Here is an 18,330-nt window from a genome sequence, read left to right as displayed (position 1 = left end):
CGATTTCCCCCGAATCCGGAATTCCGGAAAGGATCCGGGGCCGCCACGAAACTCCCGGGGGAGAATTCGGGGCCGGCGCCGCGAAGGAGGCCGACGGGCGGGATCCGACCACCGCCGTGCCCCCGAAAACGACGAACGCCCCGCACTCGCCAGTTGCGAACGCAGGGCGCGACCTTGACGTCCAGTCAGGGACGGCTGAAGATGACCCCGGCGAAGGCGCCGGTGGCCGTCACCACGGAACCGGCGGCCAGAAGGGCCGTCGACACCGCTACCACCGCAATACGACGAAGCTTGCTCATGACAACCTCGCTATCGAACTGATCGGCTCTGCCTGGGGGGCCGGCGACCGGAATCCGGATCGCCGGGCGGTGCGCGCGGGGCCGTCGACAGTGCATGCCCGGCGCCTCACCAGGGGTGCGGCACCGGGCGGACGGCCCGGGTCACTTACGGCCGGCTGTTGATGACACCGAGCGGGACGGTCTCGCCGGGCTTGCCCTGGGGGTGCTGCGGCTCCTCCACCTCGCCGCCGCCCATGAGCTCCTGGGGGTCGACGTGCTGCTCGTCCGCGGGCACTATGTACCCGGCCACGTTCGACGCGGCGTCGGCCACCGCCGCGTCGGCGGCGGGAGTCGCGGTGGCCACGGCGCCGGCGGGCTGGCCCGCGGCGGCCCCGTTGGCGTTCGGCGCGGCCTGCGGAGTCACAGTGCTGGTGGGGTCATTCTCGGCCATGGGTTGGCTGCCTTTCAGGTCATTGAGGTCTGCTCGCGCCCGACTGACTCGACCAAGGCGCCGGGACAGTATCGTAGGAGCCGTTAAATGTCCTATAAACATCGCGCCGCCGGAGCCGCTCTCCGGTGTTTACAGCCGCCCGCCTAAGCTGATGCGACCACAGCGGGACCACCCAAGCGCCCCGCGCACCCGCCACAGGTCAATCGGGGGATTCATGGAGCCTCAGGAAACGCCGCACAGCAAGGCGCTGCGCTTCCAGGTGCTCGGCCCCATGCAGGCGTGGCGCGGCGAGCAGCCCCTGTCGCTGGGATCCCCCCAGCAGCAGGCCGTCCTGACCTCGCTGTTGCTCCAGCAGGGCCGCCCGGTCACGACGCAGGACCTGGTGGACGGCATCTGGGGCGAACGGCCCCCGCCGCAGGCCATCGCCGCGCTGCGGACGTACGTCTCGCGGCTGCGCACGGTCATCGAGCCGCACCGAGAGGTGCGCGCGCCGGCCGAGATCCTCGTCTCGGTGAGCGACGGGTACGCGCTGCGGATCTCCTCCGGGACGCTGGACCTCTCGGTGTTCGAAACCACCGTCACCGAGGCCGCCACCGCCCGGACCAAGGGGGACCCGGCCGAAGCACACCGGCTGCTCGTCTCCGCCCTGGCGCTGTGGAGAGGCCGGGCCCTGGCCGGCGTGCCGGGACCGTACGCCGACTCCCAGCGGCTGCGGCTGGCCGAGCGACACGTGTCGGTCTGGGAAGAGTGCTGCGCGGTCGCGCTGGAGATCGGCCTGCACACCGAGGTCGTCGCCGAGCTGAGCTCGCTGACGTCGGAACACCCGCTGCGGGAACGCCTGCGGGAGCTGCTGATGCTCGCGCTGTACCGCTGCGGGCGGCAGGCCGAGGCGCTCGGCGTCTACACCGACACGCGCAAGCTGCTGATCGACGAGCTCGGCGTCGAACCGGGTGCGGGGCTCTCCGCGATGCACGCCCGCATCCTGGCCGGCGACCCCGCCCTGACCCCGCCCACCGGCACCGGCCCCGCCGCCGTCCGGCACGACGCCACGACCAGCGTGCCGGCGCCGGCACAACTGCCCGCCGACGTATCGGACTTCAGCGGACGCGAAGGGCTGGTCAACGAGCTCCGCGCGGTGCTCCAGAGCGCCACCGGCCAGGCCGTCGTGGTGACGTCGCTGGCCGGCATCGGAGGGGTCGGCAAGACGACGCTCGCGGTGCACGTCGCCCACAGCGTGCGGGCCGAGTTCCCCGACGGCCAGCTGTACGTCGACCTGCGCGGCGCGGGCGCCTCACCGGCCGAACCCGCCGTCGTCCTGGGCGACTTCCTGCACGCCCTCGGCGTCACCGAGATCCCGGACTCGGTGGAGCAGCGCTCCGCCCTGTACCGCTCGCTGCTGGCGAACCGGCGGATGCTCATCCTGCTCGACAACGCCCAGGACGCGGACCAGCTGCGGCCGCTGATCCCCGGGGTGTCGGGCTGTGCGGTGCTGGCCACCAGCCGGTCGCGGCTCGCCGGGATCCCGGGCGCTCATCTGGTGGACGTCGAGGAACTGACGCCCGCCGAGGCCCTGGCGCTGTTCTCCGCCATCGTCGGCGAGCAGCGCGTCTCGTCGGAGCCGGACGCGGCCCTGGCGGTGGTCACCGCCTGCGGCTTCCTGCCCCTGGCCGTCCGCATCGCCGCGGCCCGGCTCGCCAGCCGGCCGCGCTGGAGCATCTCGGACCTCGCCCGGCGCTTAGCGGACCAACGGCGGCGGCTCGACGAGCTGCAGCTGGGCAACCTCGCGGTGGAAACGACGATCGGGCTCGGGTACGGCCAACTGCGCGCCGACGAGGCCCGTGCCTTCCGCCTGCTCTCCCTCGTGGACTCCCCCGACCTGCCGCTGGACGCCGTGGCGGCGCTCCTCGGCGAGGCCGAGGAGCGTGCCGAGGACCTGGCCGAGGCACTGGTCGAGGCGAACATGCTGGAGTGCTTCACGCCCGGGCGCTACCGCTACCACGACCTCCTGCGGCTCTACGCCCAGCGGCAGAACGAGAAGTCCGCGGACACGCAGGAGCAGCAGCAGGCGGTGCTCCGGCTGCTGGAGCACCTGCTGCCGACGCTGCGCACCGCCGCGCAGGCCATCGAGCCCGACGATCTGCTCTTCGAGACGCTGGAGGAACTGAAGGCGCCGGGGCTCGGCCTGGCGACCGCCGCCGACGCCCAGCAGTGGCTGCGCGCCGAGACCGGCATGCTGCTGAGCACGCTCGAGGCGGCGCTGGGAGGCCCGCCGAACCTGCTGCGGCCCGCTCTGGACCTGCTGATCACGCTCAACAGCATCGTCGAGGACCCGACTCACGCCCCCAGGACCCGGCGTCTGCTGGAGATCGCCGACTCCAACGCCCAGTCGCACGGGGACACCCGGGCGCTCGCCCGGGTCCACCTGGCCTGGGGCACGCTGGAGTACTTCGCGAACAACTTCCTGGGCGCCGAGAACTCCCTGCGCGAGAGCCTGTCGCTCCAGCACCCGGACGACGTCACGGTCGTGCGCTCGATGGTCACCAACACCCTCGGGATCATCCTGAGCATCGCCAACCGGAGCGCCGAAGCCCTGCCGTTCTTCGAGCAGGCGCTCTCGATCAGCCACGTCGTCGGCGCACCGATCAGCGAGGCGCGGCTGCTCGGGAACATCGCCCGGGCCCAGCTCGACGTCGGGCGGACCGCGGAGGCCGTCGAGTCCGTCCACGCGGCGGTGGCGAATGCGCGCAGGTCGGCGAACGGGGCCTGCCTCGCGGACACGGTGTACCAGCTCGGCGTCGTACTGTCGTCGACGGGTGCGCCGGTGGAGGCCGTCTCGCACCTCCGGGAGGCGCACAAGCTGTACCAGGAGCAGCAGAACCGGCTCCGCGAGGGGTACACGCTGGCCCGGCTCTCGGAGAGCCTGCTGGCGATCGGACAGGCCGGCGAGGCGGCCGAGGCGGCCGGCGAATCGCTGGCGATCGCCCAGGAGATCGACGGCGCCTACTGCCAGGGCCTCGCCAACGCCGCGCTCGGCGAGGCGCTGCTGGCGCTCGCGCAGCCGGCCCGCGGGCTGGCGTGTCTGCGGGAGGCGCACGCGATGTTCACGCGGCTCGGTGTGCCGGAGGCCTCCCCCGTGGCGGACCTCATCTCCCAGCAGCACACCGAGCCTGCCTCTTCCTCACCCCCGGCGCCGTGAGGCCTCCACCCCCCAGCGGAGATCCTCCCCCGATTCGCGTTGCGTCGGCGCTCCCGCAGCCCCCCGGCTGCGGGAGCGCCCTCAACGCTTCCCCGGCGCTGGTCCCTACTGTGCACCGCGCCGATTGACGTTCGATAAACGTCCGATTGTCAGCCTGCGGAGCGGTGAAAACCGCAGGTCAGCACCCACGCCCCCGGCGCGCTGTGCGGCGTGCGGGGCCGACGCGCACCACCCCGGCCCGCACCGTCGTGCTTCCGCAACACCGTCCACAACGGCCCAAGAACGACGAGTTGGCCGGAAAGGGGCCCCACGGCGGTGTGATCACGCATATTCTCAGATGCCAGTGCACACACAAGTGCCGGCCGGCGACGTGCCAGAGTTTCGGAATGCCCAGTTCTCAGCGTGCGGAGTGCAGTCCGTCAGTGTGATGCGGGGAGCGTGACGCACCGCCACCGGCAGCGGCCGGCCAGGCTGGCGGAGGCCAGGGTGGAAGGGTGCCTCTCTATCGTGACGACCGGACAGATATCGGACCCGTTCCCCGTCGGCGAGGACGCGGGTGACGACGAGCCCGACACCCGGCGGCGCCGGGCCGTACGGGCCTTGCAGGCGGTCGCCTTCGACACGATCGGCGCCGGGTACGGCGAGGCGTTCCCGGCCAAGGACGGACAGCTCGCGTGCGGCCGGCGGCTGCTGGCGCAGCTGGAGCCGGGCGCCCGGGTCCTGGACGTCGGCTGCGGCACCGGGGAGCCGACGGTCCGCCAGCTGACCGCGGGCGGGCTGCGGGTCACCGCGACGGACCTCTCGGACGTGATGCTCACGCTGGCCGCGCAGGCCCACCACCCGGGGGAGCACCCGCCCGTATTCCACCGGATCGACCTCTACGACCTGGGCACCGAGCGCGCCGGGCGGGTCTGGAACGTGCCCGGGCTCGGGCCGGACGGCGCGGGCGGGTTCGCCGCCGTCACCGCGTTCTTCTCGCTGATCCTGCTGCCGCAGGACGAGATCCCGACCGTCCTCGGCCGGCTGCACGCGCTGCTGCGGCCGGGCGGGCTGCTGGCCCTCGGGATGGTCGAGGCCGATCTGGATCACGTTCCGCTTCCGTTCCTTGGCAGAGAGCTGCGGATCAGCGGGTATCTGCGGGAGGATCTGGAACGGGTTCTGGTCGCGTCCGGGTTCGCCGTCGAGGAGTGTTCGGGGCACCCGTACGCGCCGGCCAGTACCTCGCTGCCGCCGGAGGAGCAACTGTTCCTCTGCTGCCGACGCGTCGGCTGACCGCCCGGCGGCGGCTCCCGAGCACGCCGACAGCCGCGACAGCGGAAGAGACCAGCAAGCAGCACACCCCCAGAGCCCACCCCGAGCCCAGGACAGGCAGCCGTGCGCGACCAGCTCAACACCGAGGCCGGACAGCCGCCTGCGCTCCCCCAGCCGCGCAGCGAACCCGCGGCGGCCGGTCGCGACGACGTCGCCGGGCGCCTCGGCTGGCTCGACTCGGCGACCCGGCGGATCAACAGCGCCCTCGACCTCGCCGCGACGCTGCGCAACGTCGGCCGGGTGCTGGTCCCGGCCCTCGCCGACGCCGCCGTCGTCCACCTGCGCGACCCGCTGCCCAACGTCGAGCGCGAACCCGGCTTCCCCGACGAACTGCGGATCCACTACAGCACCGGCACCCGGATCGGGCGCCGCGGCCGCCCCAGCGGCGCGGAGGACCGCCGGCGCACCCGCTGGGGCACCCGCTCGAACGCCGACGGCGGGCCCGCCACCCCGGTGACCCGCGGCGGCGCCCTCGCGCACGCCCTGCTCAGCCGCCGCCCCGCCGAGGCCGCCGTGATCGGCACGCCCGCCGCCGAGCGCACCGAGACGCTGCTGCGCGAGCTGTACGGCACCCGCGGGCTGGCCCGGCTCGGCGCGGGCACGTCCGTCCTCGCGCTGCCGCTGCGCGGGCGCAAGGCGGTGCTCGGTCTGCTCGTGCTGATCCGCCGGCCTCCCGAACGCACCGGCCGCCCGGCGTTCGACGCCGCCGACACCGCGACCGCCGCGCACCTCGCGACCCAGGCCGGGCTGGCCGTCGACACCGCCCTGCGGTACGCCCGCGAGTGGGAGATAGCCAACGAACTCCAGCGCAGCATGCTGCCGTTGCGCCTCCCGCAGCCGCACGGCGTGCGCCTCGCCCAGCGCTACCTGCCCGGCGAGCGCGGCGCCCAGGTCGGCGGCGACTGGTACGACGCAGTGCCGCTGCCCGGCAACCGGGTCGCCCTGATCGTCGGCGACGTGATGGGCCACTCGCTCACCTCGGCCGCCATCATGGGCCAGCTCCGCACCAGCGCGCAGACCCTGGCCGCGCTCGACCTGCCGCCCCACGAGGTGCTCTACCACCTGGACGAACAGGCCCAGCGGCTCGGCCGCGAACAGCACCTGGCCACCTGCGTCTACGCGGTGTACGACCCGATCGCCAACCGCGTGGTGATCGCCAACGCCGGGCACGTCCCGCCGGTGCTCGTACGGCCGGACGGAACGGCCGAACTGGTCGAGCTCGACTCCGGGGCGCCGATCGGCGTCGGCGGGGTCGACTTCAACTCCGTCGAACTGCCCGCCCCGCCCGGCTCGGCCCTGCTGCTGTTCACCGACGGCCTGGTCGAGACCCGCAGCCGCCCGCTCAGCGACGGCCTCGAACTGCTCCGCGCCAAGATCGCCGGCTCCACCTGGCACGCCCCCGAGCAGCTGTGCCAGGAGGCGCTGCGGATCCTGCCGCCGGGCGACCGCGGCGACGACATCGCCCTGCTCGGCGCCTGCTTCGACGGCATCCCGGCCGGGGACGTCGCGCACTGGTACCTCCAGCCGCGCAACGAGACGCCGGGCCGGGCCCGCCGGCTGGCCGCGCACACGCTGCGCCGCTGGGGCCTGGGCGAGCTCAGCGAGGCGACCGAACTGATGGTCAGCGAGCTCGTCACCAACGCCGTCCAGCACGCGACCCGTCCGGTCACCCTGAGCCTGGTGCGCACCACCCGGCTGCGCTGCGAGGTCGGCGACGACAGCCCGCTGCTGCCCCGCCCGCGCCGGACCGGCCCCGAGGACGAGCGGGGGCGCGGGCTGCAGATCGTGGCCCGCTGCGCCGACCGCTGGGGCGCGACCCGGCTGGGCACCGGCAAGGTGGTCTGGTTCGAGCAGCGGCTGCCGCAGTGACGACCGGGCCGACGGCCGGGCCCGGCGGGAAGTGATCCCGCCGGGCCCGGCTCGTGGGGCCGGTCAGACCCCGGCCGGTTCCTTCGCCGCCCCGGACACCCGCTCCCGGTCCAGACGGGCGATCAGCTGCTCGCCCTCCATGTCCACCCGCGGCACGACCTTCTCCAGCCGCTTCGGGAACCACCACGCGGCCTCGCCGAACAGCGCCATCGCGGCCGGCACCAGCGCCATCCGCACGACGAAGGCGTCCACCAGCACGCCCACCGCGAGGGCGAAGCCGATCGGCTGGACGATCGGGTCGTGGCCGAAGACGAACGAGCCGAACACCGCCACCATGATCAGCGCGGCCGCCGTCACCACCCGGGCGCCGCCCCGCACCCCGGCCACCACGGCCTCGCGCGGCGCCGCGCCGTGGACGTGCTGCTCCTTCATCCCGGAGACCAGGAACAGCTCGTAGTCCATCGCCAGCCCGAACAGCACCCCGATCAGCAGGATCGGCACGAAGCTCACCACCGGGCCGACCTTCGGCACGTCGATCAGGCCGTCCAGCCAGCCCCACTGGTAGACCGCGACCACCGCGCCGAGCGAGGCGGTGATGCTGAGCAGGAACCCGGCCACCGCCTTGAGCGGGACGAGCACCGAGCGGAACGCCAGCGCCAGCAGCACCATCGCGATGCCGACGATGACCGCGAGGAAGGGCGGCAGCGCCTGGCCGAGCTTGGTGGAGACGTCGATGTTGGCGGCCGTGGTGCCGGTGACGGCGATGCCGGCGCCGGTCGAGGCCTTCAACTCCGCGCGCTGGGCGCGGATCTCGTTGACGAGCGACTTGGTGGCCTCGTCGTCGGGCCCGGTCCGCGGGATGACGGTCAGCAGGGCCGTCCCACTGGCCGGGTCGACGGCCGGCGGCAGCAGCGTCTGCACGCCCTTCAGCGTCTGCAGCTGCGCCGCCACGCCCTGCACGGCCCGCTCGGGCTGCGGCGTGCCCTTCGCGTCCACCACGACGACGAGCGGCGCGTTGAACCCGGGCCCGAAGCCCTCGCTCACCAGGTCGTACGCCTTGCGCGCGTCCGTCCCCGCGGCCTGTGAACCGCCGCCCGGCAGGCCGAGGCCGAGGCTCGCGGCGGGCACCGCGAGGGCCCCGAGCCCGGCCAGGCCGACGAGCAGGACGGGCAGCGGGCGGCGCACGACGAAACCGGCCCAGCGCTCGCCCATCGTGGTCGTGCCGCCGGTGCGCATGGCCCGCCGCCAGACCGGCAGCCGGTCGATCCGGCGGCCGACGAAGCCGAGCAGCGCGGGCAGCAGCGTGATCGCCACCAGGACGGCCACGACGACGGCGCCGGAGGCGGCGAGGCCCATCACGGTGAGGAACGGGACGCCCGCGACGGCGAGCCCGGCGAGCGCCACGACGACGGTCAGGCCCGCGAACACGACGGCGCTGCCCGCGGTCGCGGTGGCGCGGGCCGCGGCCTCCTCGGGCGTCAGGCCCTCGCCCAGGTGGCGGCGGTGGCGGGAGAGGATGAACAGCGCGTAGTCGATCCCGACCGCGAGCCCGACCATGAGCGCCAGCACCGGCGCGGTGGTGATGATCTCGAACGAGCCGGTGAGCGCGAGCAGTCCGGCCATCGCGGCACCGACGCCGACCAGCGCGGTGAGCAGCGGCAGTCCGGCGGCGACCAGCGAGCCGAGGGTGATCACCAGCACCACGCCGGCCACCGCGAGGCCGATCGCCTCGCCGCCGTCGACCTGGGCCATCCGGTTGTACGCGTCGCCGCCGAAGGCGACGTCCAGCCCGGCCGCGCGGGCCGGTTCGGCGGCCGCCCTGACCGCGTCGCGCTGCTGGTCGGTGATGTCGCCGAGCTTGCGGTCGAAGGAGACCAGCGCGATCGCGACCTTGCCGTCCGGCGAGACCGCGCCGGTGGCGTACGGGTCGGGCGCGGCGGCCACGCCCGGGACGGCGGCGATCCGGTGGACGGCCTCGCTCACCGCGCGGCCCGCGTCCGGCGCCTTGACGCCGTCGGCCGCCGGGGCGGCGAAGACGATCTGCGCGGAGCCGTGGCCCTGCTGCGGGAAGGCGTCCTTGATCCGGTCGAGGGTCGCCTGCGCCTCGGTGCCGGGGACCTTGAACTCGTTGCTCGTCTTGCCCGCGAACGCCCCGGCGGCCCCGCCGACGGCGATCAGCACGGCGATCCAGACGGCCAGGACGGCCCGCCTGCGCCGGAAGCAGGAGCGGCCCAATCGGTACAGGTACGTGGCCATGGCTGACCCTTCGGTCCGGTCGTCGGGCAGGCGGGTGCCTGACCAGGTCTCGGATCCACCGTACGCTCGACTTTGTCGGATGACAAAGTCGAGCGACACGAGCAATCGACGGAATCGTTCGACACAGTTGTCCGACCATGGCGATACCCTGGCTGGATGGCACACGTCCCCGCCGCAGAACGGCGGCCCCAGCTGGTGCAGGCCGCCCTCGACCTGATGAGCCGCGAGGGCATCGCGGCCGGCAGCACCCGGGCGATCGCGGCCGAGCTCGGCGTGGCCCAGGCGACGGTGCACTACACCTTCGGTACCAAGAAGGACCTCTACCGGGCCGTCGTCGAGCAGCTGACCGCCGACTTCATCGGCCAGGTCCGGGCGGCCTCCCCCGGTGACGGCCCGTTCGGCGAGCAGGTCCGCACGCTCGTGCACGCGCTCTGGGACGCCGCCACCGGCGAGGAGGGGCGCTGCGTGCTGCTCAGCGAGTTCGGCGCGCTGGCGATGCGCGACGCCGACCTGCAGGAGATCATGCTCGCGCTCCAGCGCGAGGTCGAGGGCACGGCGACCGAGATGCTCACCGCCCTCGCGGCGGCGCACGGACTGACCCTGCCGATGCCGGCGCGCGAGATCGCCGTCCACTTCCTCAGCGGCTTCGACGGCCTGACGGCGCGCTACCTCGCGCTGGGCGCCGACCCCGCCGCCGGGCCGGACGCGGACACCGTGCGGGCGCTCGACCTGCTGGTGGCGACGACGGTCGGGCTGTGCCTGGCGGCGCCGGCGGAGGTCCCGTAGGCACGCCCTACTCGACGATCCGGACCGGGAGTTCGGCGAGGACCTCGCGCAGCGAGGCGGCGAAGCGGTCGTACTCGGCACTGCGGGCCGAGCCCGGGCGGGTGGCCAGGCCGATGCGCCGGCCGGGCGCGGGGGCGGCGAAGCGGACGGCGGCGAGCCGGTCGGCGCGGCCGGCCTCGACGTCCAGGGCGGTCGCGGGCAACAGTGTCACCCCGAGGCCCCCGGCGACGAGTTGGACCAGGGTGGACAGGCCGGCCGCCCGGGTGGTCGACCCGGCCGGGTCGGCGCCGACCTCGCGGCAGATGTCGAGGGCCTGGTCGCGCAGGCAGTGGCCCTCCTCCAGCAGCAGCACGTCCAGGTCGAGCAGCACGTCGCGCGGGACGTCGATCCGCCCGGCGAGCGGGTGCCCGGGCGGGGTCAGCAGCACGAAGTCCTCGTCGAACAGCGGGATGTCCCGGGTCGGCGAGGCGCCGCCGGCCGGGAGCGCGAGCAGCAGGACGTCCAGCCGCCCGGCGGCCAGCCCCTCCAGCAGCGAGGGCGTGCGCTCCTCGTGGACGTGCAGTTCCAGCTCCGGGTAGCGGCGGCGGACCAGCCGCAGGACGGCGGGCAGCAGGTAGGGCGCGACGGTCGGGATGACGCCGAGGTGCAGCGGCCCGGTGAACGGGCGGCGCGCGGCCTCGACCTCCTCGGTGAGCGCCTGGAGCGACGCGAGCACCCGGCGGGCGTGCGCGTGCACCCGCTCCCCCAGTGGTGTCACGATCACCTTGCGCGTCGTACGCTCGACGAGCTGGGCACCCAGCGACTCCTCCAGTGCCGCGACCGCTCCGGAGAGCGCGGGCTGGCTGGTGCCGGTGGCGGCGGCCGCCTCACGGAAGTGCCGGTGCTCGGCGACCGCGACGAACGCCCTGAGCTGGGCGAGCGTGGGCGTGCGGGGGCTGCGGGCGGGGCCGGAGGCGCCGACGGACTGGGTATTGATAACTTTCTCCGATCAGACACATCGAGTATAGCTATTTCCCTGATCAGTCCACGATGTGGAATCGTGGAGGCCTGTCCGCAATCCGGACAACTCCCCGCAGTCTCACTTCAGGAGAAGCGAACGTGCTCACGATCGGTGACAAGTTCCCCGAGTTCGACCTCAAGGCCTGTGTCGACCTCGACGCCGCGAACGCCTTCGCCGACATCAACCACAAGTCCTACGAGGGCAAGTGGAAGATCGTCTTCTTCTGGCCGATGGACTTCACCTTCGTCTGCCCGACCGAGATCGCCGCGTTCGGCAAGCTGAACGACGAGTTCGCCGACCGCGACGCCCAGATCCTGGGCGTCTCGGGCGACTCCGAGTTCGTGCACCACGCCTGGCGCAAGGACCACAAGGACCTGCGCGACCTGCCCTTCCCGATGCTGGCCGACGTCAAGCACGAGCTGATGCAGGCCTGCGGCGTCGAGGCCGCCGACGGCACCGCCCAGCGCGCGGTGTTCATCGTCGACCCGAACAACGAGATCCAGTTCGTCATGGTGACCGCCGGCTCCGTCGGCCGTAACCCGAAGGAGGTCCTGCGCGTGCTGGACGCCCTGCAGACCGACGAGCTGTGCCCCTGCAACTGGACCAAGGGCGAGGACACCCTCGACGCCCAGGCCCTGCTGGCGGGCTGACCCGTGGCCCTCGACGACCTGAAGTCCGCCCTCCCGGAGTACGCCAAGGACCTCAAGCTCAACCTGGGCTCGGTCATCGGCAACTCCGACCTCCCCGCGCAGCAGCTGTGGGGCACCGTCCTCTCCTGCGCGATGGCCACCCGCAGCCCCGCCGTGCTGCGCGAGCTGGAGCCCGAGGCCAAGGCCAACCTCTCCCCGGAGGCGTACAACGCCGCCAAGGGCGCCGCGGCCGTCATGGGGATGAACAACGTCTACTACCGGACGCTGCACCTGCTCTCCGACAAGGAGTACAGCAGCATGCGGGCCGGTCTGCGGATGAACATCATCGGCACTCCGGGCGTCGAGAAGGTCGACTTCGAGCTCTGGTGCTTCGCCGTCTCGGCCATCAACGGCTGCGGCCAGTGCCTCGACTCGCACGAGGCCGTGCTGCGCAAGGCCGGCGTCGAGCGCGAGGTCGTCCAGGCCTCGATGAAGATCGCCGCCGTGCTCCAGGCCGTGGCCGGCGTCCTCGACTCCGAGGCCGCCCTCGCCGCCGTCGACGCCTGACGGACACGCGCGTACCCGAAGGGCCCCGCCGGACAGCCGTCCGGCGGGGCCCTTCCGTCGTCTCGGTCGACTCGTTCGCCTCGGTCGACTCAGTCGGCGACCGGCGCCGGGGTGGGAGCGGCGGCCGGGGTCGCGGCGGTGCGCCCGGCGGCCTCGCGGGCGTTCTCCAGCGCGGTGAACACGGCCTGCCCGGCCTCGTTGCGCTTGCGCAGGTGGGTCACGACGGTGTTGGTGACGGCGATCAGCGGGACGGCCACGACCGCACCGCCGATGCCGCCGATGATGCCGCCCGCCGCGACGCCGAGCACGACGCCCAGCGGGTGGACCCGCACCGCGCGCCCGAGGATGAGCGGCTGGAGCACGTGGCTCTCGATCTGCATCACCGCGACGAGCACGACCAGCACCATCAGCGCCGTCCACGGGCCCTGCGTGACCAGCGCGATCAGGACCGCGGCGGTGCCGGTGACGAGCGCGCCGACCAGCGGCACGAAGGCGCCCAGGAAGATGATCACGGCCAGCGGCATCGCCATCGGCACGCCCAGCAGGTCGATCCCGATGCCGATGCAGACCGCGTCGATGAACGCCACGCACACGGTGCCGCGCACGTACGCGGTCAGCGTCGTCCACGCCTTCGGCCCGGCCCCGGCCATCGCGAAGCGGGAGTGCCGGGGCAGCCCGCGCAGCGCCCAGTTCCAGATCTTCTGGCCGTCGTAGATGAAGAAGAACGTGGTGAAGAAGGTCATCAGCACCGCGGTCAGCACCTCGACGGCGATCTGCGCGGTGGTGAGCGAGGCCGAGGTGATCTGGTCCGTGTTGGTGGTGATCGCCTTGGTGATCTGGTTGGCGAAGTCGGTGATCTGCTGCTGGGTCAGGTGCAGCGGGCCGTCGATCAGCCAGTCCCGCAGCTGGATGACGCCCTTCTGGACCTGGCTGGTGACGTCCGACAGGTTCGTGCTGACCTGCCAGACCACGAACCAGCCGACCAGCCCTATCCCGGCCAGGCCGCTCAGGAACACCCCGACGGCCGCGAGCGAGCGCGGCACGCCGTGGCGGCGCAGCCAGGAGACCGAGGGCTCCAGCAGCGCCGAGATCAGCAGCGAGGCCAGCACCGAGAAGGCGACCAGCCGCAGCATGTCGACGACGTAGAAGACGACGTAGAGCGCGGCGCCGAGCAGCAGCAGCCGCCAGGTGGACTCGGCGGCGACCCGCAGGCCCCACGGCACGGCCTCGACGGGCGTCGCGGGCCGGCCCGGGTGGTACTCCCGGGGGTGCGCGCCCTGGGCGCCCGGCGCGACCGGCGCGGGCGCGGCCGGTTCCACCGGAGCGGGCGGCGCCTCCACGACGGGGGCGGAGTCGGTGCGCGGGACGGGCAGCGGCCCCGCCGTGTCGGCCGGGGCCGGTGCGGTCACGGCGGCGGGCGGGTCGGCCCGCTCGGTGTCCGGGAGGGCGCCCGGCAGCGCGACGGCGTCGTGCGGATCGGCCGTCATCGCGGCACGCCGGCGCCGTTCGATCACAGCGGCCGCGCTCGCCACCACGGCCATGCCCTTGGCCACGGCCTTGAAGGCCTTCCCGCCCCGCGCCATCCTCGCTACCACCGCTCCCGTGCCGGTCCGCCGTCACCCGGCGGTACGCCGTGCGTCGCGCCACGGCCGTCAGGGATGACGCTACCCGCCCGGGGCGGAACGAGTCCGGCCGCCCGGCGGGTTCGGCCCGGCCGACCCCGGTTCGAACGCACCGGCCCGGCGCGCGAACGCCCGTAAAAGGGGACGGAACGTGAGGTTTCGGATGCACGACGCTGGGGAGGAGTCGGAGCGAGACCCCGAAGCCGGAGCGGCCCCCAGCCATCCGCCGGCGGACCGGCCGGTGCGGGAAGCAAAACCAGGACCCCTTCCCGCGCCCCGCGTCCGCACCCAGGACCGCACCGCCCGTGAGCGCGTTGGTCAGCGCGGCCGGGCGGCGCGGCCCGCCCGCCCCGGCGGGGTCGCCGACGACACGGCCCCCGGGCGCTCAGCGGGTGAGCGGCCGGGGGCCGTGGCCTTGCGTGGAGTCCGCCGGGGCGGGGTGGCTCCTAGTACCAGCTGTGGGCCTGCCAGAACGACCAGGCGCCGCAGGGGCTGCCGTAGCGGCTGTTCATGTAGCTGAGGCCCCACTGGATCTGGGTCGCCGGGTTGGTGCGCCAGTCGGCACCGGCCGAGGCCATCTTGGAGCCGGGCAGCGCCTGGACCAGGCCGTAGGCGCCGGAGCTCTTGTTGGTCGCGGTGTAGTCCCAGCCGCTCTCGCGCTTCACGATCTGGCTGAAGCACTGGAACTGGGTGTCGTTGCCGACGATCTGCCGCGCGGTGTCCTGCACCGAGCCCGGGCTGACCGAGACCGGCGGGGCGCTGTTGTCCGTGGCGGCCAGGGCCGAGCGGGCCTTGGAGCGGTTGGCGGCCTCGTCGGCCTGGCGCTTCGCCTGGGCGTCCGCGGCCGCCTTGGCGGCGGCGTCGGCCTTGGCCTGCGCGTCGGCCTTCGCCTGGGCGTCGGCGGCGGCCTTCTGGCGCGCGGCCTCCTCGGCGGCCTTCTGCTCCGCGGCGGCCTTGGCGGCAGCCTCGGCAGAGGCCTGCTGAGAGGACGCCTGCTGGCCGATGTTGTCACTGATGATCTGCGCCTGGGCGCCAGAGGGGACTTCGGCGAGCAAGGTCGCGCCGGCGACGTCGACCGTCTGCGTGGTCTTGCCCTCGCTGCCCGAGGCCACACCCACGACGGCACCGACGGCGGTGACGGCGGTGGCGGAGGCCACAGCAACTCCCCGGACCGAGATCCGAGTCACATGGTTTCCTTCCAGCATCGCCCACGCGTGACCGTGCGGACGCAACATGCCCCTTGGCACGGACCTCCGCAGGTGCTCTGGTCACGGGAGGTGCTGGCCCGGCGTCCGGCCGAGGTGAGGCGACCGGGCGTTGAGATCGGGCGGCGTACGGCTCGTCGGTTTTCAATTGTGCGTCCACCGAACGGAGTTGGCGGACCTTCCGGGCCGGACTCCGGTTGCCCGGAAGCCCTGCCGCGCCGTACGCGGGGCCTGACAGAACCCTCACCATGCCGCACCGGGCACGTTCGACGCAATTCCCGCCCGCGTGGCGCATGTCACATTCACCGCACGGGAGTTCTCCGGACAGACAGGTACTCGACGTGATGAAACGGACGGGGCCCGCTCCGTCAGGAGCGGGCCCCACATGCGAAGTTGACCGGATTGTCCGACTATGTCCCGGTCAGTCGTGGATCACGGGTGGATGTCCTCCAACATTTCCGTGACCAGAGCCGCGATCGGCGAACGCTCCGAGCGGGTGAGGGTGATGTGCGCGAACAGCGGATGCCCCTTCAGCTTCTCCACCACCGCCACCACGCCGTCGTACCGGCCCACCCGGAGGTTGTCCCGCTGGGCCACGTCGTGGGTGAGCACCACCCGCGAGCCCTGGCCGATCCGGGACAGCACCGTCAGCAGCACGTTCCGCTCCAGCGACTGCGCCTCGTCCACGATCACGAAGGCGTCGTGCAGCGAGCGCCCGCGGATGTGGGTGAGCGGCAGGACCTCCAGCATCCCCCGTGCGATGACCTCCTCGATCACGTCCGGAGTGGTGACGGCGGAGAGGGTGTCGAAGACCGCCTGCGCCCAGGGGCTCATCTTCTCCGTCTCGGACCCCGGCAGGTAGCCGAGTTCCTGCCCGCCGACCGCGTACAGCGGCCGGAAGACCATCACCTTGCGATGCTGCCTCCGCTCCAGCACCGCCTCCAGCCCCGCGCACAGCGCCAGGGCGGACTTGCCCGTACCGGCCCGGCCGCCCATCGAGACGATGCCGACGTCCGGGTCGAGCAGCAGGTCCAGCGCGACCCGCTGTTCGGCGCTGCGCCCGCGCAGGCCGAACGCCTCCCGCTCGCCGCGCACCAGCCGGACCCGGCCGTCGCCGGTCACCCGGCCGAGCGCGCGGCCGCGCTCCGAGGTGAGCACCAGTCCGGTGTGGACGGGCAGCTCGGCGGCCCCCTCGATGTCCACCGAGACGTCGTGGCCGGCCGCGAACAGCGCGTCCACGTCGTCGGCCGCGACGTGCAGCTCGGACATGCCCGTCCAGCCGGAGGTGATCGCGAGCTCGGCCCGGTACTCCTCGGCGAGCAGGCCCACCGAGCTGGCCTTGATCCGCAGCGGCAGGTCCTTGGACACGACGGTGACGTCGTAGCCCTCGGCCTGCAGGTTGCGGGCGACCGCGAGGATCCGGGTGTCCGCCTCGCCGCCCCCGGAGCGGTAGCCGGCCGGCAGTATCGACAGGTCGGAGTGGTTGAGCTCGACCCGGATCGTCCCGCCGAGCTCGCCGACCGGGATCGGCTCGTCGAGCCGGCCGTGGCGGATGCGGTAGTCGTCGAGAAGCCGCAGCGCCTGGCGGGCGAAGTAGCCCAGCTCGGGGTGGTGCCGCTTGGCTTCCAGCTCGGTGACGACGACCACCGGGAGGACGACCTCGTGCTCCTCGAAGCGGGTCATGGCGAGAGGGTCCGCCAGGAGCACGCTGGTGTCGAGAACGTACGTGCGCCGGTCTGGTGTCCGGCGGCTCTTGGAACTGACCACTAGGCCTCCAGAGCGGATGACCCTGCGTCATCCGCGGCAAGCCGGCCCCGCTGCCCCGGTGGCCCCGGGACCGGACTGATTGGAGTATTCCCAGGCGAGGGGCGGTGCATTCGCGTCCCCGGCGAACTGACGGATCATTGCCGGTGAACGTTTGGCCTCGCGCGGCGGCCGGGTAGGCCACCCCTACGGGGGGTCAGTCGGGAGCGGCGGGCGCTACAGGCCCAGGCGCCGGTTGCGCTGCTCGAACGCGCGCAGCGCCCGCAGGAAGTCGACCTTGCGGAAGGCCGGCCAGTACGCCTCGCAGAAGTAGAACTCGCTGTGCGCGCTCTGCCAGAGCAGGAATCCGGACAGCCGCTGCTCGCCCGAGGTGCGGATGATCAGGTCCGGGTCGGGCTGGTTGCGGGTGTAGAGGTGCTCGGCGATGTGCTCCGGGTCCAGGATCCCGGCCAGTTCCTCGATCGACGTGCCGCGCTCGGCGTGCTCCTGGAGCAGCGAGCGGACGGCGTCGGCGATCTCGTGCCGGCCGCCGTAGCCGACGGCGACGTTGACGGTGATGCCCTCGATCCCGGCGGTCTCCTCGGCGGCGCGCTTGAGCACGTCGGCGGTGTGCTGCGGGAGCAGGTCCAGCGCGCCGACCGGGTGCACCTTCCACCGGCGGGCGGCGGCGAGGCCCGTGACGGCGTCCTCGATGATCCCGAGCAGCGGGACGAGTTCGTCGGCGGGCCGGTCGAGGTTGTCGGTGGAGAGCATCCACAGGGTGACGACCTTGACGTGGGTCTCGTCGCACCAGCCGAGGAACTCGCTGATCTTGTCGGCGCCGCGCTGGTGGCCGTACGCGGTGGAGCCGCCGGCGGCCTTGGCCCAGCGGCGGTTGCCGTCGAGGATCACGCCGATGTGGTTGGGAGTGCGGGCGAGGTGGACCTCGACCCGGCGGCCGTAGAGCCCGTACGCACCGTGCAGCAGCGTGCGCAGCCCCGGCGTGCGTTCCACGACATCGCGCAGACCCATGTTTTCGGCCCCTCCGTACTCATTTCGGCGGGTGCGTCACCACCCCGGCGCAGCCTACTCCGGCGCGCAGGCGACCGGGAAAGCCGCAGGTAGCGGTCTGGTCACGGTCCTGTACGAAGTCTGTCGCGACGTGCATGTCGCGGGCCGCGGGCGGGGCCGGCGGCGACGGCTACGGAACGGTCTCCGGTTCCTTAAGGAATCCGTAAGCCGACGTTCCGGTGCTTGACGCCCGGCAATGGTCTAGTCCAGCTTTTGATCCGGGACGGAACGAGATCGACGCGACGGTCCCGGCCCCTCCCCCACCAGCATGACCGCGGACCTCCCCTCCCCCACACGCGGCCGCCGCGACCCCCACCGCGGCGGCCGCTCCTCCCCCAGGAGCGTC

At 73.1% G+C, this 18,330-nt stretch carries 13 protein-coding genes; 6 read left to right on the top strand and 7 right to left on the bottom strand.

From position 1 onward, the window contains the following. Window positions 1–444: 444 nt before the first annotated feature. On the bottom strand, window positions 445–729 hold the full coding sequence (locus ACFVSN_RS31365; RefSeq protein WP_380441611.1) for a hypothetical protein: 285 nt from the start codon (window positions 727–729) through the stop codon (window positions 445–447). A gap of 214 nt (window positions 730–943) precedes the next feature. Here ACFVSN_RS31365 and ACFVSN_RS31360 point away from each other — a divergent pair, with 214 nt between their 5' ends. The 3 genes from ACFVSN_RS31360 to ACFVSN_RS31350 all read left to right on the top strand — a co-directional run bounded on the left by ACFVSN_RS31360 (window position 944) and on the right by ACFVSN_RS31350 (window position 7,105). Continuing rightward, window positions 944–3,925: a BTAD domain-containing putative transcriptional regulator gene (locus ACFVSN_RS31360; protein WP_380497219.1), complete on the top strand. Its 2,982-nt coding sequence runs from the start codon at window positions 944–946 to the stop codon at window positions 3,923–3,925. Between the two features lie 507 nt (window positions 3,926–4,432). Further along, a complete protein-coding gene (locus ACFVSN_RS31355) occupies window positions 4,433–5,197 on the top strand; it encodes a methyltransferase domain-containing protein (protein ID WP_380441607.1) in 765 nt (254 codons plus the stop codon). A 102-nt stretch (window positions 5,198–5,299) separates the two neighbouring features. Beyond that, complete coding sequence (locus tag ACFVSN_RS31350; protein WP_380441605.1) at window positions 5,300–7,105, top strand: SpoIIE family protein phosphatase; 1,806 nt, start codon at window positions 5,300–5,302, stop codon at window positions 7,103–7,105. 63 nt (window positions 7,106–7,168) lie between these two features. On the opposite strand, the gene ACFVSN_RS31345 is transcribed toward ACFVSN_RS31350, so the two are convergent. Continuing rightward, window positions 7,169–9,361 carry an MMPL family transporter gene (locus tag ACFVSN_RS31345; protein WP_387595932.1) on the bottom strand — a complete coding sequence of 731 codons (2,193 nt, stop codon included), beginning with the start codon at window positions 9,359–9,361 and terminating at the stop codon, window positions 7,169–7,171. Window positions 9,362–9,517: 156 nt separating this feature from the next. Here ACFVSN_RS31345 and ACFVSN_RS31340 point away from each other — a divergent pair, with 156 nt between their 5' ends. Further along, window positions 9,518–10,147: a TetR/AcrR family transcriptional regulator gene (locus tag ACFVSN_RS31340; protein WP_380441601.1), complete on the top strand. Its 630-nt coding sequence runs from the start codon at window positions 9,518–9,520 to the stop codon at window positions 10,145–10,147. Window positions 10,148–10,154: 7 nt separating this feature from the next. Here ACFVSN_RS31340 and ACFVSN_RS31335 read toward each other — a convergent pair whose 3' ends face one another. Then, on the bottom strand, window positions 10,155–11,123 hold the full coding sequence (locus ACFVSN_RS31335; RefSeq protein ID WP_387595982.1) for a LysR substrate-binding domain-containing protein: 969 nt from the start codon (window positions 11,121–11,123) through the stop codon (window positions 10,155–10,157). Between the two features lie 122 nt (window positions 11,124–11,245). Here ACFVSN_RS31335 and ACFVSN_RS31330 point away from each other — a divergent pair, with 122 nt between their 5' ends. Together ACFVSN_RS31330 and ACFVSN_RS31325 are read left to right on the top strand one after the other, a co-directional pair. Then, complete coding sequence (locus ACFVSN_RS31330; protein WP_380441599.1) at window positions 11,246–11,797, top strand: peroxiredoxin; 552 nt, start codon at window positions 11,246–11,248, stop codon at window positions 11,795–11,797. Between the two features lie 3 nt (window positions 11,798–11,800). Next, window positions 11,801–12,343 (top strand): alkyl hydroperoxide reductase, encoded by a 543-nt coding sequence (locus tag ACFVSN_RS31325; RefSeq protein WP_380441597.1) that lies wholly within the window; start codon window positions 11,801–11,803, stop codon window positions 12,341–12,343. 89 nt (window positions 12,344–12,432) lie between these two features. On the opposite strand, the gene ACFVSN_RS31320 is transcribed toward ACFVSN_RS31325, so the two are convergent. The 4 genes from ACFVSN_RS31320 to ACFVSN_RS31305 form a co-directional block, all read right to left on the bottom strand. After that, window positions 12,433–13,926: an AI-2E family transporter gene (locus ACFVSN_RS31320; protein WP_387595937.1), complete on the bottom strand. Its 1,494-nt coding sequence runs from the start codon at window positions 13,924–13,926 to the stop codon at window positions 12,433–12,435. A gap of 485 nt (window positions 13,927–14,411) precedes the next feature. After that, window positions 14,412–15,152: a transglycosylase SLT domain-containing protein gene (locus tag ACFVSN_RS31315; protein ID WP_380441593.1), complete on the bottom strand. Its 741-nt coding sequence runs from the start codon at window positions 15,150–15,152 to the stop codon at window positions 14,412–14,414. Window positions 15,153–15,602: 450 nt separating this feature from the next. Then, complete coding sequence (locus tag ACFVSN_RS31310; RefSeq protein ID WP_380441591.1) at window positions 15,603–16,937, bottom strand: PhoH family protein; 1,335 nt, start codon at window positions 16,935–16,937, stop codon at window positions 15,603–15,605. 213 nt (window positions 16,938–17,150) lie between these two features. Next, window positions 17,151–17,945: an isoprenyl transferase gene (locus tag ACFVSN_RS31305; protein ID WP_363656985.1), complete on the bottom strand. Its 795-nt coding sequence runs from the start codon at window positions 17,943–17,945 to the stop codon at window positions 17,151–17,153. Between the last annotated feature and the right edge of the window lie 385 nt (window positions 17,946–18,330).

Source organism: Kitasatospora sp. NPDC057904, from assembly GCF_042887925.1.
Taxonomy (GTDB): domain Bacteria; phylum Actinomycetota; class Actinomycetes; order Streptomycetales; family Streptomycetaceae; genus Kitasatospora.
The sequence above is the reverse complement of the archived record's forward strand: the minus strand, read 5'-3'. Positions and strand labels throughout refer to the sequence as shown.

Excerpts from the sequence above, each read along its gene's own strand:
- ACFVSN_RS31340 (WP_380441601.1), top strand. The coding sequence starts at position 9,518 with ATGGCACACGTCCCCGCCGCAGAACGGCGGCCCCAGCTGGTGCAGGCC.
- ACFVSN_RS31345 (WP_387595932.1), bottom strand. The coding sequence starts at position 9,361 with ATGGCCACGTACCTGTACCGATTGGGCCGCTCCTGCTTCCGGCGCAGG.
- ACFVSN_RS31360 (WP_380497219.1), top strand. The coding sequence starts at position 944 with ATGGAGCCTCAGGAAACGCCGCACAGCAAGGCGCTGCGCTTCCAGGTG.
- ACFVSN_RS31305 (WP_363656985.1), bottom strand. The coding sequence starts at position 17,945 with ATGGGTCTGCGCGATGTCGTGGAACGCACGCCGGGGCTGCGCACGCTG.
- ACFVSN_RS31320 (WP_387595937.1), bottom strand. The coding sequence starts at position 13,926 with ATGGCGCGGGGCGGGAAGGCCTTCAAGGCCGTGGCCAAGGGCATGGCC.
- ACFVSN_RS31365 (WP_380441611.1), bottom strand. The coding sequence starts at position 729 with ATGGCCGAGAATGACCCCACCAGCACTGTGACTCCGCAGGCCGCGCCG.